Here is a 14,545-nt window from a genome sequence, read left to right as displayed (position 1 = left end):
GATGCGTTTGTTGCTGCTTTTCATGCTGGCGGTTCTCGCCCCGGTTTTGCGTGGCGGGGAGATTTTTGATTTCGCGCGGCTGAGCGACCGCATTGAACTGGTCCATTATCAGAAGGGAAGCGCGGCGAAGGTCGGGAAAATCGACGGCCGCGACGCACTGGAACTTTTTTTTGATCCCGCCCTGAACAGCTGGAACACAATCGCGATCAAAAACTACCAGCGCCCGCGCCTGCCGCTGTTCCGCAAATGCCGGATCGCGCTGGAGGTCTGGCTGCCCCGGAATCATGCCGTCAGGAGCGTGAATCTGGAACTGTGCGACAGTACCGGTGAGATGCTGCAATACCCCGGTGTCGTTTCTGCGCAGGATCACGGCTGGCGGAAAGTCGCCTGGGAGATCGATACCGCGTTGCGCGCTCCGCACAGCTGGGGCGGCAAGAAGAACGCTGTGCCCGACGGCAAGACGATGATCCGGAATTTCTCCTGCAGCTTCAGGCCGGGAGGCGCTGCGGGGAGTCTTGCATTCGGAAAAGTTTTCCTTGAAGTGGAGGAGGCTCCCCTTGAGTTCGGCGTCGCCACCGGCAATGGTTTCCCGGTTATAACCAGGGGGCGGGAGGCAGAATTCGGTATCTCGCTGAAAAACGGCAATCCCGTCGTCCGGCGGGGAAAGGCGAAATGGGAAATCTCCACCGCGAACGGAGACAGACTGAGTGCGGGCGAGGACGATTGGGAAGTCGCTCCCCGGTCGGAAAAGGTCATTCCGCTTCCCGCTCCCGCCGCATACGGGCTGTACGATCTCAGGGTGAACATCGACGGCGAACAGGAGCGGAAATTCCGTTTCGGCTATATGGCTCCGGCAGGGCCGGTCGACGGTCCGATCCGGGGATTCGTCCTCGGCGTCTGCGAACACCCGGAGAGTCTTTCGGATGAGGAGGCTGAAGTCTGGACGCGCTCCGCCGCTCTCTGCGGGGCCCGCGTGATACGCGGCGCCGGAAGCTGGACCGGAATCGAATGGCGCAAAGGGCATCCCGATTATCACGTGGAAGATACCATGGTCGAACGCTTGGAGAGGTATCACATGAAAATGTCGCTGCTGTTGCTCGGCACTCCGGGCTGGGCGGTCGCGAAGGAGTGGAAGCCGTTGATGCCGGAAAAGAAGTATTGGCCCATGCCGGACCTCGATGCGTGGCAAAAGTATGTGCGCACTCTCGCCTCGCGCTGGGGTGACAGGCTCTATTCGCTGGAGGTCTGGAACGAGCCGGATCTCAGGACCAACGGCAATTTCACTTCCCGGGAGTATTTCAAGATGCTCAAGGCCGCCAACGATGCGGCCAAGTCCGTCAATCCCGGCTTGCAGATTCAGAGCGGAGGATTGGCCGGCATCGACCTGCCCGCCTCGATTTCCGCCGATCCCAGGTATGCCTGGAAGCTGTTGAAAGACGAAGCCGCGAATTACGATGTTTTCGCTCTCCACAATCATCAGGTGTATCTGGGATACGAAGATATGGTCGGGCGGTTCCTGAAATACCGCCGGGAGGCCCGGACCGGGAAACCGTGGTACGCCAACGAAACGGCGATCACCTCCAGCACCGTCGGCGACGAAAAGCAGGCCCATACTCTTTTTCAGAAGATCATCTACACGATGTCGCTGATGAACCGGGGCGCAATCGGCTACAACTGGTACAATCTGGTGGAAAAGACGAAATATCCGGCAGGGCATCCGGAGCGTCACTTCGGGCTGCTGACGCCGGAACTGGAGCCGAAAGCCGCATATCTCGCTTACAATACGGTGGCCGGGCATTTCCGGGAAGCGGTGCCGGAACGGGAATTTTCCGGTCCCGGCGACAGTTTCCGGCTCTACTGCTTCAAGGCGGCGAACGGCGACTACCTGGTGCCGGGCTGGAGCGTATCCGACAAGGGAAACAAGGCGATCCTGCTTTCCGGGATCACCGGCAGGGCGGTCAGGGTGGACCTGAACGGCAACCTGGAACCGTTGGCCGCGACGAACGGCGGAGTGCTGTTCACCTTGAGCGAAACGCCCGCTTTCGTCCGCATCAGCGGCCAGGGAAAAGCGCCTCTCTGCATGGGAGCGCCGCTGGAGCTGCCGGATACGCTGATCCTTCGCGGCAGGGAAGTGACGACTCTGAAGGCGGTCCTCCGCAATTCCGGGCCGAAGGCCGTGTCGCTGAATGTGGTGGCTGACGCTCCGCGGGGTGTTCAGGTGCGGCCGCGAAGTATCAGAGAACCGCTTGCGGCGGGCGCGTCCCGGCAGGTCGAGTTTTCGGTCAGGGCACAGGACTCCTTTGAAAGGGGAAATCTCCGTTTTCTGGTCAATCCCGGCATGGGAGTCGTCAGCGTGCGGCTGGAGCGTGCGGTTCGGCTGGGCGATGCTCCGGGGCTGAAGCATGACCTGTTTCTGGGGGAACGGTCCCAGCTGGTTTCGATGTATCCTTCCGCAGTGGAGACGACCCATCTCCAATGGCAGGGGCCGGACGACCTGAGTGGAAAATTCTTCCTTTCCGCCCGGAATCAGGTGTTGGCGATCCGTTGCGACGTGACCGACGACCGGCACCGGCAGCGTTTTTCCGGCAGTGAAATCTGGCAGAACGATTCGCTGCAGATCGCGTTGACGCTGCCGGGACAGAATACTTTCTGGGAGCTTGGAGCGGCGCTTGCCGATTCGGGGAAAGCCGTCGGGTATTGCTGGCGTGCCCCGGCCGGATTCCATGCGGAGCAGGCCATCGGAAAAATCGGAGTGGAGGTTACCCGCGACGAGGCGCGGAAGCTGACCCGGTACATCCTGAAAATCCCGTTTGATGCGATCGGCCTGACCGGAGAGAAACTCGGCGCCGGCATCCGCTTCAACGCACTGATCAACGATTGCGATGAAACTGCGACACGCGAAAGCTATCTGCGGCTGGCTCCCGGGCTCGGAGATGGTGCGGCTTCCCCGGAACTCTCCGTGTTGATATATCGGCAGGAAGCAGAGCAAAAATGATATCACGGAGTTTTTTACCGGCGGCGGTGTGTGCCATTCTGTTGAACGGCACGGTTCTGGCGAAAGGGGTCATTCCGTATTCTCCTGCGGAGAAGTGGCAGCTTGTCTATGAAGACGGCAGGCGGGAGGCGGTTTCCATCGCGGACGGCAGCGTGTTTCACGTCCCCGGCGGAGCGCGACTTGACGGAATGGCGACCTTTTCGCAGGAAATTGTCGCACCGGAAGATCAGACGCTTCAGATCGGCATCGGCGCGGATTGGTTCTGGCGCTGTCTCCTGAACGGCCGGATTGTCGCGGATCATTTCACGGACGGCAACCGGTATGCCGCGATCAATAAAGGGAATCATCTCGTGCTTCTTCCGGTGAAACGGGGGCGGAACCTGCTGGAGATTCAGGTGAAAAGCGGTTCGCAGGGTTGGAGTCTGGCGGTGGGGAAACTTCCGCTCGGCTACGATGTCCGGAAAGAACAGTTCAAAATGGTGCTTCGGCCGTCGAAGCGCCCGCAGGACAACTATCTTCAGTCTTTTCTGCCGCGGGATTTCTTTGAACGGCTGGAGAACGGCGCCTTTGACGGAAATCTCTATCCGCCCGCTTCCGACCGCACGGCGTGGGAGGCCGTGAAAAAGCTGCCGGACAGACAACAGCTGATCCGGGAGATCGTCGACCGGGCGGATGCGGTGCTGAAAGAGGAGATTCCCGCGCTTGTATTCTCCGAATACCGCCGTTTCATCCTTGACGGCGACCGCGCCGGTTATGAAGAAAAATATTTCAGGCGGCGCAACAATATGGGAGTACTGGTGCTGGCGCTTGCCCTGACGAACGACAAGGAACGCTATCTGGCAAAGACGATCGACTACCTCAACGCGATCCTTGAGGAGTGGACCTGGTGTGTGCCGGCGCATATGAGCTGGAATGCCCGCAGCCGTTCTCCGGAAGAGCATTACCAGAGCGACCTTTTCGCTTCGGAGACGGGGGCGGAGCTTGCGCTGGCCGTCAATGTGGCCGGCTGCCTGCTGGATGAAGACTGGCCGGGATTGACCGGGCGCATCCGGGAGACCGTGCTGGCCCGGACGGTCCGCAATCCGCTGTCGATCGAAACAGTCTGGAAAAACAGCTGGATGCACGGTGAGGTTCCGGGCAACTGGACGCCGTGGTGCAGCACGAATCTGATCATCGCCGCGCTGGTTCTGGAGCAGGACCGGCAAAGGCTGTCGGAAACCGTTCAGGCCTACCTGAAAGGCGTTTCGCGCTTCGCCTGGTACTACCCGGATGACGGATACTGCATGGAGGGGCCGACCTACTACGGAGTCGCCGCCGGAAACCTCTACCGTTTGTGCAATGTTTTTGAACGGGTCGTGCCGGGTTCCATGGAAAAGTTCTGCCGACATCCCAAAAATCGGGCGATCTTTGAATTTATCGCCCATACCGCGGTTCATTCGTGGCTGGTCTCTTTCGGAGACGCCGCTCCGGACGTGGGAGCATACCGGAACTCCGCGCTGCTGAAAAGCTGCGGCAGCGCCTTGAAAAGCGCCGGACTGCTGCGGATCGCTTCCGGACCGCTTTCCCTGCGCGGGTGCACGAGGAACGGCAGCAGGCTTTCCGGCTGCCTGATGGCGCTGTTCGATGTCCCGGCGGAAGCGGCGGAGCCGCGGACGGAGGCGGAGGACGGATGTTCATTTTTCCGGGACCGTCTGGTCGTATTCCGCTCCGATGTGCTGAGTGCCTCCCTGAAAGCCGGAAACAACGGGGAATATCACAACCACAACGACCTGGGACATTTTTCCGTCTGGTACAAAGACATGCCGCTGATCGTCGATGTCGGCGCCGATGTCTATACGAAGAAATATTTTTCCGATGAGCGTTATACCCTCTGGAATACGCGCGGGAAAGGGCACAACGCGCCGGTATTCGACGGGCTGGAGCAGCAGGAGGGCAAGCAGTATTCCGCCGCTTTGTCATTGGAGCCGGGGAGTGAAAAAGTCGCGGTGTGCGACCTCTCGCAAAGCTATCCGAAGCAGGCCGGGATTATCGGCTTCACCCGGACAATGCGGTTCGCTTCCGGCCGGGTGAGCGTCGAGGACCGCTTTCAGCTGCGGCAGGCGCGTAAAACCCGGATTCATCTGCTGTGCGCAATTCCGCCGCGGATCGACGGGCGCCGGATTCTGTTCGGCGAGGTGGCGCTGGAATTGGAAAACCTTGAATGTGTCTCGCAAAGAAAAGTCAACACGCCGAAAACCTGGTCGGCAATCCTGCCGGACTGCTCGATCACGGAACTTGTGCTTGAAGCGACGGCGGAACAATATCGGATGGGCTTTTCTGCTCCGGAGAAAAAATGACGACGCTGCCGCCGGCTGTCCGTTTCCCTGAAGATGGAATATGATTTATGAATTCTCTGATTATCGATACCGATTTTGAAACCGATTGCGATGACGCCGGAGCATTGGCGGTCGCCTGCGCTCTGGCCGATGCCGGACGCATCCGGCTGCTTGGAGTCAACGCCAGTATCTGTTCGCCGTGGCCGGCCGCGGCGGTCCGGGGATTTTTGCAGGTGTTCGGCCGGCCGGAGCTTCCGGTCGGCTGCAACCGGAGCCGGCAGGATACGGAGGAGTACCGCCGCCATGCGTCCCGTTCTTCCGGGCTTCTTTATCCCCGTGAAGTGGTGCGGTCTGTTTCTCCCTGCGTTGCGGAGCGGAACAGGCTGCCGGATTCCTGCGCCTTTTACCGGCGGCTTCTGGAAGCGGCTCCCGACCGGAGCGTGACGGTCTGCGCAATCGGGCTTCTGACTTCGATTGCGGAACTTTTTCTTTCCGGCGGCGGAGAGCTGTTCCGGCGCAAGGTGAAACGGCTGGTCACGATGGCGGAAGCGCCTTTCCCGGAAGGGGCGGACTGCTTCAACTGGCGCATGGGGCCGCTGGCCGCCGAAACCGTTCTCAACCGTTTCCGGGGAGAACTGGTCGTATCTCCGTGGGGGAAAAGCGTGATGACTTCGGCGGCGCACTGTCCGGCCGGGGAGCGCGGCGACCTGCTGCGCCTCATCTACCGGATTTCCGGCAGCGGAGACCCGGAATACCGGCGTTCGAGCTGGGATCAGCTGGCCGTGCTGTACGCTGCCGGAGAGTTGTCGGATCTGATGGTCCCCGGCCCGGAGGGAAAACTTCACTTCGAGGCCGCCACCGGCCGTCACCGCTGGACGCCCGGCGATGGAAAAGCGGTTTTCCTGCACCCGGCCGCATCGGACGAGAAGTTGGCCCGGCTGGTTCAGGAGTGGATGGACCGGGCGTGTACTTCATATTCCGGTATTACTTCAAAACGATTTTGACGCTTTGCCCGGCGAACTCTCCGGCGGGAAGCGGGACCTTGCGGGAGACTCCGTTCAACTTCAGCGTGAATGAAGAATGCCGGCCGGTGGGGTCGGCGGCGTGAACCGTCCCTTTGCCGATCAGGAAAACGCCGGGAGTATCGGTTTCAAAATCGTCCAGTCTGCCGGGTTCGTAAAAGATCGCGGCACGGACGCCGTCCGCAAATTCCACCGCCTGACACTCCGGAGTATTGCGCAGAACCCGGCCGGGAGGCGTTCCGGCGGTCTCTTCCGGCGTGGCTCCGGGCAGGATCGTATAGATGTAGGAGGCGTTGCGCGGTTTTACGCCATGTTCGACGGTCAGGGTGAAAAGCTCCTTCGTTTCCGGGACGGGGCGGGTCAGGCCTCCCTCCACGTAACGCCAGTCGCCGGTGCGGGGACCGGCGGTGAGCTTCAGGTTTTCGCCCCGGTAGCCGATGCCGTCGTGCCGGAACCAGCCGTCCCCCTGTTGGATTTCGCCGTTGCGGAGGCAGGAGTTCACGGTGGTGGCGACTTCGTAAGGGCTGGTCGAGGTGATGCCGCTGCCGAGACAGTAGATCGCGTCGCGGTCGAAGAACCAGGCTTTGCGGGCCCGGACCCCATCAAGATCCTGAGTGTAAACCGCCGCGCCGCGTTCGCCGTCGGTGACGCCGCCGACGAATCCGGTTTCGCCGAGCTGCCGCCAGTTGCGGCTGTGAGTCCAGCGCGGCAGGTCGCCGCCGCCGATTTTGAGTCCGAATCTTCTGGCATCTTCACCGGTGTAGACCGGAGTTTTCGGCAGGGTGGTTCCGGGCAGGCGGGTCCAGTCCCAGCAGGCGGTGATGTTTTCATATTCTCTGCCGGAACGCATGACCAGACAGGCGCCGTCGGAGAAATAACGGCCGAGCGCGTTGTCCCAGTTGGTATCGTCCTCAATCGGACGCACCCGGACGGAATTCATCCGGACCGATGCGTACCACGTCGGACGGCGGTGTACCATGTAATCTGAATTCCAGAAGTGCCGGTTGCCGGTCAGTGTGTTTTCGCCGTCCCGGTTGCGCCGGAGCGCCGCATCATACGGCGCGCGGTCGCCGGGATCGGCGTTGCGCAACTGTGCGAATGCGTTGAGCGTTCGTTCGCCTTTGGTTTCGGCGGCGTTCCGGCCGAGTTGGCGGCCGCAGGCGAGCAGGTCCATCCGACCGCGCCAGAGCACCCACTGAAAGCCGTTGAAGGTAAGATGGCGCATGATCCGCCACTGTTCGGGCGACAATTCCCAGTGTGTTTCCTTGAGGATATTGGACCAGTAAGCGATGTTGGCGAGAAATTCGCCGCCGTAGTTGCCGAACTGAATCTGCGGGCCATGCTGGTGATAGCAGCCGTCCGCCCGGATGCCGCCGAAACTCCAGGCTGTTTTATGTTCGGCGGGTGCGAACCGGATCTCTTCGGAAAGGACGGCGGCGGCGCGGTCCATCACCGGCAGATTGCGTTCAAGCAGGGCGCGGCAGAAGATGTTGGCGGCGATGAAAACGCGGTTGTTGCCGGTGTAACGGCTCAGGAAGCACGCCTGCCGGCAGACGTTCAGCGCAGCCCGGCGCCGGGGGCCATCCGGAAAGAGTTCCGGCGAAAGCAGCAGAATGTTCCCGAGGATTTTCGGGACGTACATGTCGTTCCACCACCAGTTGCCGTTCTGCGGCTGTCGTTCCGCCCACCAGGCGACGGCTTTGCGGACGGCTTCCCCGGCGGCCGGATCGCGGTAAAGCGCGTGGCCGGGCGTCGCCCGGGCCAGAGCCAGTTCGAACGTACGCTTCAGATGCCTCGCGGCAGGCCAGATGGAACGGTTGCGGGCGGAATAATCGAGGTCCCGGAATGTGCCGTCGCCGTTTTGACGTTCGAGCAGCTTTTTCACCTCCGGGCCGGGGGGCGGCTGTTGCGCCGGCAGACCGGCACGCAGCCGGGATTCGATCAGCTCACATTCCCGGATCTGCTCCGGAGTCGGCGGCACGGGAGAAAGTTCCGGGTCCAGAGGACGTATCTGCAGGGAATCGAGGTCGAATTCCACGTTGCCGGAACTCCCCTGAAGTCCGAGGCGAAGCGTCCCGGAAGTCGCATCGGCGGGAATCCGCTCCGAGAAGCGGAACCGCCGCCACGGAAACGGTTCGTGCGGAATCTCCGCCTGAGTCCAGCGCTCCGTTCCATTGCCGTCCCGGAAGTAGAGTTGAAACTTGATGCCGTTGTGAAGGTTGTCCGGCCGGGAGATGCCGGAGTTCCGGAGCCGGATCGAAAATTCGATCGGCTGCCCTTCAAAACAGGTAAGCCCGACGGGAGTATCGGCGGTGTTCCGGCGGGAGATTTCCGGGGCGTCTGCCGGAATCGCGACCGTCAGGAGTTTTTTCCCGGCGTGTTCCGTAATCCGGCAGTACTTCGACTGCCGCCACTTCCATTGCGGTTGGGAGGCCGCGAAAGCGGCGAAAGCGGTGAAAAGAAGAACGAACAGGGGAAAAACGATTTTTCTGTGCATGATCCGTAACATCCTGTTATTGCGGAAAACCCTGATTGTCCAGTACATAGGTGAACCGGTTGGCCGTTGTGGCAAGCTCTCCTTTGGAGAGCGCCGAAACATGGCCGTCCGCCAGCAGGCAGTTGGCTTTCCGGCTGTGCCGCGCCATCACTCCGCCGGCGACCCCTTCCTGAGTTTCCGGTTCGGTGTGTTTGAACGATTTCGGCGAATACGCGGCCTTGCCGCTGAGTCCGGTAAAGCCGGTATCCGCCAGGAATACGGTTGTCGCCGGAGTTTTGAAATTGCGGCTGATGATATATTTATCCGTCGGAGTGAGGCGGCGGTCGATGTTGCCGACGCTGTCTTTGATGTTCGGCCAGTTCCCGCAGTAGGTGACTTCCATCATGCCGTAGGAAAAATTGCTCCGGGCCGGAGTTTCCGGTAGGGAGGCAGGGCAGCGGGTGACGCTCTCCGGGCCGGAGAGATAGGGGAGGCAGCCGTATTGCTGCAGGTTGATTTTCTGCCCGCTGCCGGAAGCGTAATGTTTCCAGCCGAGGAGGGCGTTGTTCCACGCCGCCTGTGTGCCGCTTGCGGTCACTTTCCGCACTTTGAGGTTGTAGCCGTCGTAATCGCCGGCATAGAGCTGGAGCGCAAGGCCGCACTGCTTCAGGTTGGAAGTACAGCTGATCGCCCGCGCCCGTTCCCGCGCCTTATTCAGGGCCGGAAGCAGCATCGAGGCGAGAATGGCTATTATCGCTATGACTACAAGCAGCTCAATCAAGGTGAATTTTTTCCACATATCGTTTCCCCCTTTTCTGGTTAACTGTATCGGATAATGGTACGGAAAGCGGCGGCAAGTTCCGTCGCGACCGGTTCTGGTTCGGCTTGCCCGTGCCGGATGCGGTCGATCCCGGTCAGCAGCAGACGCTGCAATTCGGACCAGCCCAGACTGTGATCCGGCACGATCTTGGGAAGTTCCGAGAAGAATACCGCGTCGCGGCGGTCTTCCTCATTGAAGCTGCGGATCGCCGATGAACGGCGGATCGGGATGCCGTAACGGATCGCGCCGAGCCGGTCCTGCACCTGCTGCGACAGCAGCAGCCGGACGACTTCGGCGACCTGCCGGAAATCGGTGACCTGCCGCCGGACGCAGAGCAGGTCATTGGCCTGACGGGTGCGGTCGGCGCCGCCCGGCAGCATCGGAAGCGGCACGCTGATCCACTCGAAAGCGGCGTTGAAATCGACGTCTTCGCGGGCGGCGGCGGCCAGCGCCATGGTTCCGGCCCGGAAAGAACTGCGGCTGTCATACCAGTGCAGGCGTGAATCGCCGAGAACGCGGGAAAGTTCCTGCAGGCGTTTCAGCCCGGCGATGGATTCCGGTTCGTCGAGCCGGACGCGGCAGGAGCCGTCCGCCGCCCGTTCCAGTACGGCGCCGCCGGAACGGAACAGGAAGGTAAGCCGGAAAGTCGGGGAATACCAGAGGTCGAACACCTGCTCCGGCGGATATTTCCGGCGGAGAAGCCCGATCAGGGCGAGGAAATCCTGCCAGTTCCAATCTGGGCGGGGAAGTTCTCCCCCGGCGGCTTCGATCATGTGGACGTTGCAGCAGATCACCCACGGTGAAAAGATCAGCGGAATGGCGTACAATTTGCCGTCCCGGGCGTGGAAAGACTGGAATTGCGTCATGAAGAAGTCGCCGCGGTCCGGATAAGCCTCTTCCAGAAATTCGTTCAGATCCAGATAGTCGTCCTGCCGCCAGTTGGCGTCGAAGGTGGAACGGATTTCAAAGGCGCTTTCCCGGAATGCGTCGCAGATGCGCAAACCGGGAACCTCCGGCACTACCTGATTGCGGATGATCTCCGTCCAGACCGGCCGGAAAGTGCGGAAGCTGCCGGGCAGAATCCGGCAGTTCCAATCCCGGCGCACATAGGTTCCCTGCCGTGGAACGCTGGCCAGAATGCCGTCCCGGGTCAGGGAGTTGAACGCCATCTGGGTGATGGGCAGCGATACGCCGATTTCCTCGGAATACTCCCGTGCCGCCGGAAGTTTCGCGCCGCCGGCGAGTTCTCCGCGTTCTATCTTCTGCAGAATATATTCCCGCGCCGCCTGAAGTTTGTCTGACATGGTCTCGAATTCCAATCTGATTTTGTCTGTTGCATATATTATGTACTGAAATCGTGACAATGTCAATAGCAAAATCGATAAAAATAGCAGATTTTATCTGATTTTAACAGAATTTTTCCATTGTTGTGAATTTGTGACATGGTTACAGTTGCGCGAGTGCCGGAAATTGACAAAATCCGTTATTGCGGTGAAACACTGTCAAAAATACAACGGATTTCAACCGGGATCGGGAAAAACTGGAAAAAGAGCTTGGCAAGGATATCGACGAAGGAAAATTCAGTGCGCCGGGCCGTGAACTGGCTCCGGATATCGCCGGGCGCGGTCTGACGGCGGCATTGAATAAGAGCTTATCCCTAAATAAGCCAAATCGTCCTGATTTGCGGCGAAACGCCATTCGTTTGCCCGCTAAAATCGCCGATACCTCCAGTATCGTCAATTTTATCAGGCTTCGCGACTGACATTTCGGCGCGGCATCATGCCGATTCTTTATTCAGGGATAAGCTCTAAGCATCTTTCCTACCGGGAGGGCAGGAAGGAGAAAGTTTACCGGGATGGCAAGTCGTGGCCGACGCTCGGAGTTGGCGCCAATCTGGCTGAAGAGCACATTCTCGCCACATTCAAGACCCTGAAAAAATTTCCGAAAGAAGTGATTGAGGATTTACAGGGATTGAAGAAGCTTTCCGACAGTGAACGCGAGAAGAAAGCCAAAGATATTGAGAAGCAGTTTGCAAATATCACATTCAGCAATCAGGAGATCGATAAGTTGTTTGAGGCTTCGTTTCAGGTTGCGGAAAAAGATGTGAAAGAGGCGTTCAACAAGGGGATGTGGGAAGAGAGGCGTTTGAAGAACGGTGAAACGGTAAAGGTCTGGAACGGTCAGAAAGTCGATTCCAAAGCCTGGGAGAAGCAGCCGGAACTGGTGAGGGCGGTCTGTCTGGACCTTTCCTTCAACACCGGCGGGCCTGGGTTGAGGAAATACAAGAGCTTTTTAAGAGCCGTGAAAGCGGAAGATTATCGTCGGGCAGCTTTGGAATTGCTGAATTCAAAGGATTATACGGAAAATATTAAGCCCAAAGCGGCAAATCGCGGTTTGGCGTTACGCAGGCGGGATGCTGCAATTGAGCTGAGCAAATTGGCGGAAAAACAAGAGGAGAAACGAAAAAGGCATTCAGCAAACCCGGTTGAGATGGGAAAGAATTAATTATTAAGCGCTCGGATTACTATATTCGGTCCTCTGCCGGGAAGTAATCTGAGTTTGGTTTCATCAATGTAAACTCCCATCCCGCAAAATGAAAAATTCTGATCGTCGAGTTGCAACATGTCCCGCTTGAATTCCGGATGGAAAATGCGTGAATAATTACGTCTGAAATCCTTCTTGTTTTTGACAATATACAGGATTTTTCTACCGTTGAATTCCAGAGTTGTTTCAAGCGGGAAATGGATCATTGCAGCAATGGCATCAATGTCATCATTGCGAATCAGCGCTTTGAAATTCGGAATGAAATTTTCTATGGTTGTCTCCTGAGCAGGTTTGAAGCCGCCTGCTCCGTATTTGCCACCGTAAATAAGTTCATCGTCATATTCGGGTTCGTCAGGGGCGAATACTCCATCGTCGCCGGGGTATTCGTCGACGACGTCGGCGAAGGGGACGCCGCTTTTCCGGTGAGTTCCGTCTGCGGCGGTATAATCGAGTATGAAGTAACCGTTCTGAGTGCGGAAACGCTGGATTCTGATGTCGCTGCCGAGATAGTTGATCCACAAAAGCAGATCATCTCCCAACGGATAGGAAAACAGATAAGCATCCTTGCCGCGAGTGAAGAATCCGGCAAAATAGCGCCGGGCTTTATACTCTACCCGGAACCATCTCAAAGGATATTTCCCGTTCGGATCACGCATGTGCCTGTTGGGCGGCGGATTACTGGTCAGCGTATAGCGCGGACCGGTGAATCCGCCGTTTTCAAGCAGGTCCGCCAAGGCCTGACCGGCCGGCAGTTCCGGGCGCGGGGCAGGTGCGGACGCGGCCGGTTGTTCGGAACAACCGGCCGGCAGCAAAAACAGGAGCAGGAGAAAAATATTCTGTTTCATAAGAACCGCAACCTGAATTACTGTGCCGAAAGAAAAAATATCCGGGAAACCATACTGCCCTGTTATTATCTTCCGGTTTTGAGCTTCGGGCGTAAAAAACTCGAAATCGTATGTCCCTCAGTCACTGGAGGCGAGTCATGCGGGGAAAGCCTGCCGTTTTAAAGGCAGGCAGGTCTTACGGCCTTACGGCCTCCAGACCTTGTGCGCTACGCGGCCTGATTTTCAATCAGGCACCGGTAGCTGGGCGCTGCGCGCACAAGTTACCTCCGGTGGGCAAGGCGCTTCGCCCTTGCAACCCGACCGGCAACGTGCCGGTGCGGTAAAACGCCCATAGACTATTCCGACCCATTATTAATACCCCCGGTTTTGCAATTTTTACACAGTAAAAATTCAAAACCGAACCCGGCGCCGGCACCTTGCCGGTCTGGGGGACCGGGGGGCGAAGCGCCCCCGGCTGCCGGAGGCAAAGTCCCGGATTAGAGCAGTTCGGCGATCTGGACGGCGTTCAGGGCCGCGCCCTTGAGCACCTGGTCGCCGGAAACGAAGATGTCAAGCCCGCGCTTGTCGTTGCGCGAGATATCCTGACGGATGCGGCCGCAGAGCACGTCGTATTTTTCGGTCGCGTCCGCGGGCATCGGGTAGGATTTCGCGGCGGGATCGTCGACGAGCTGGACGCCGGGCGCCTTGCGGATGATTTCGCGGGCCTCTTCCACCGAGATGTCGTTCTCGAATTCGAGGTTCAGCGCCTCGGAGTGGGCGCGGAGCACCGGAATGCGCACGCAGGTGCAGGAGACCAGCAGGTTCGGCAGATGCAGCATCTTGCGCGATTCGTTGAGCATCTTGAGCTCTTCCTTGGTGTACCCGTTCTCATTGAAGACGTCGATATGCGGGATCAGGTTGAACGCGAGCCGGTGCGCGAACGCCTTGGGGGCGATCGGCTGGCCGTCGAGAAGCTGGCGGGTCTGCACGAGCAGTTCATCCATGCCCTTGGCGCCGGCGCCGCTGGCGGCCTGATAGGTCGCGGCGACGATGCGCCTGAGTCCCTTGGCGCGGTGCAGCGGGGCGACCGCGACCAGCATGATGGCGGTGGTGCAGTTCGGGTTGGCAATCACGCCCTTGTGCTGCTTGATGTCTTCGGGATTGACTTCGGGAACCACCAGCGGCACGTCGTCGTCCATGCGGAACGCGCTGGAGTTGTCGATCATCACCGCGCCCGCCCGGACGACCGCCGGGCGGAACTGCTTGGAGATATCGCCGCCCGCGCTGAACAGCGCGATGTCGACGCCCTTGAACGATTCTTCAGTCATCTCTTCGATCTTGATCGTTTCACCCTTGAAAGTGGCGGTCTTGCCGGCCGAACGGGCCGAAGCAAGCAGCTTCAGATTCTTGACCGGAAAGTTGCGCTTTTCGAGCGTCTTGATCATTTCGACGCCGACCGCACCGGTGGCACCCGCCACCGCGACATTAAAACCGTTTGCCATTTTCCTTGTTTTTCCTTATGTTATCTCCGTAATAGAGAGAGGCGCAC

The 14,545-nt window shown here is 59.1% G+C and carries 9 protein-coding genes; 4 read left to right on the top strand and 5 right to left on the bottom strand.

Going from position 1 to position 14,545, the window contains the following annotated elements; all coding sequences use genetic code 11:
* Position 1: 1 nt before the first annotated feature.
* Genes C8D82_RS12195 through C8D82_RS12185 form a run of 3 tightly spaced genes read left to right on the top strand, consistent with a single transcriptional unit; the run spans position 2 to position 6,314 of the window.
* Positions 2 to 2,995 carry a hypothetical protein gene (locus tag C8D82_RS12195; protein WP_116884568.1) on the top strand — a complete coding sequence of 998 codons (2,994 nt, stop codon included), beginning with the start codon at positions 2 to 4 and terminating at the stop codon, positions 2,993 to 2,995.
* Positions 2,992 to 5,331, top strand: a complete 2,340-nt coding sequence (locus C8D82_RS12190; protein WP_116884567.1) for a heparinase II/III domain-containing protein — start codon at positions 2,992 to 2,994, stop codon at positions 5,329 to 5,331. Before C8D82_RS12195 ends, C8D82_RS12190 begins: the two co-directional genes overlap by 4 nt.
* 47 nt (positions 5,332 to 5,378) lie before the next feature.
* Positions 5,379 to 6,314 (top strand): nucleoside hydrolase, encoded by a 936-nt coding sequence (locus C8D82_RS12185; protein ID WP_116884566.1) that lies wholly within the window; start codon positions 5,379 to 5,381, stop codon positions 6,312 to 6,314.
* Here C8D82_RS12185 and C8D82_RS12180 read toward each other — a convergent pair.
* Genes C8D82_RS12180 through C8D82_RS12170 form a run of 3 tightly spaced genes read right to left on the bottom strand, consistent with a single transcriptional unit; the run spans position 6,295 to position 10,932 of the window.
* A complete protein-coding gene (locus C8D82_RS12180) occupies positions 6,295 to 8,829 on the bottom strand; it encodes a polysaccharide lyase family 8 super-sandwich domain-containing protein (protein ID WP_165833044.1) in 2,535 nt (844 codons plus the stop codon). The two genes, C8D82_RS12185 and C8D82_RS12180, sit on opposite strands and share 20 nt — an antisense overlap.
* A 16-nt stretch (positions 8,830 to 8,845) precedes the next feature.
* Positions 8,846 to 9,607 carry a prepilin-type N-terminal cleavage/methylation domain-containing protein gene (locus tag C8D82_RS21225; protein WP_147835308.1) on the bottom strand — a complete coding sequence of 254 codons (762 nt, stop codon included), beginning with the start codon at positions 9,605 to 9,607 and terminating at the stop codon, positions 8,846 to 8,848.
* Positions 9,608 to 9,627: 20 nt separating this feature from the next.
* The gene (locus C8D82_RS12170; RefSeq protein ID WP_116884564.1) at positions 9,628 to 10,932 is read right to left on the bottom strand and encodes a GntR family transcriptional regulator; all 1,305 of its coding nucleotides are present in this window, start codon (positions 10,930 to 10,932) and stop codon (positions 9,628 to 9,630) included.
* A 475-nt stretch (positions 10,933 to 11,407) separates the two neighbouring features.
* On the opposite strand from C8D82_RS12170, the gene C8D82_RS12165 reads away from it, so the two are divergent.
* On the top strand, positions 11,408 to 12,133 hold the full coding sequence (locus tag C8D82_RS12165; RefSeq protein WP_116884563.1) for a lysozyme family protein: 726 nt from the start codon (positions 11,408 to 11,410) through the stop codon (positions 12,131 to 12,133).
* Here C8D82_RS12165 and C8D82_RS12160 read toward each other — a convergent pair.
* Together C8D82_RS12160 and C8D82_RS12155 are read right to left on the bottom strand one after the other, a co-directional pair.
* Positions 12,130 to 13,017 (bottom strand): hypothetical protein, encoded by an 888-nt coding sequence (locus C8D82_RS12160; protein WP_116884562.1) that lies wholly within the window; start codon positions 13,015 to 13,017, stop codon positions 12,130 to 12,132. The genes C8D82_RS12165 and C8D82_RS12160 overlap by 4 nt on opposite strands.
* Before the next feature lie 476 nt (positions 13,018 to 13,493).
* On the bottom strand, positions 13,494 to 14,498 hold the full coding sequence (locus tag C8D82_RS12155; protein ID WP_116884561.1) for an aspartate-semialdehyde dehydrogenase: 1,005 nt from the start codon (positions 14,496 to 14,498) through the stop codon (positions 13,494 to 13,496).
* Between the last annotated feature and the right edge of the window lie 47 nt (positions 14,499 to 14,545).

Source organism: Victivallis vadensis, from assembly GCF_003096415.1.
GTDB classification, from domain to species: Bacteria; Verrucomicrobiota; Lentisphaeria; order Victivallales; family Victivallaceae; genus Victivallis; species Victivallis vadensis.
Note: the sequence above shows the minus strand (reverse complement) of the source record. Positions and strands in the feature narration are given on the sequence as shown.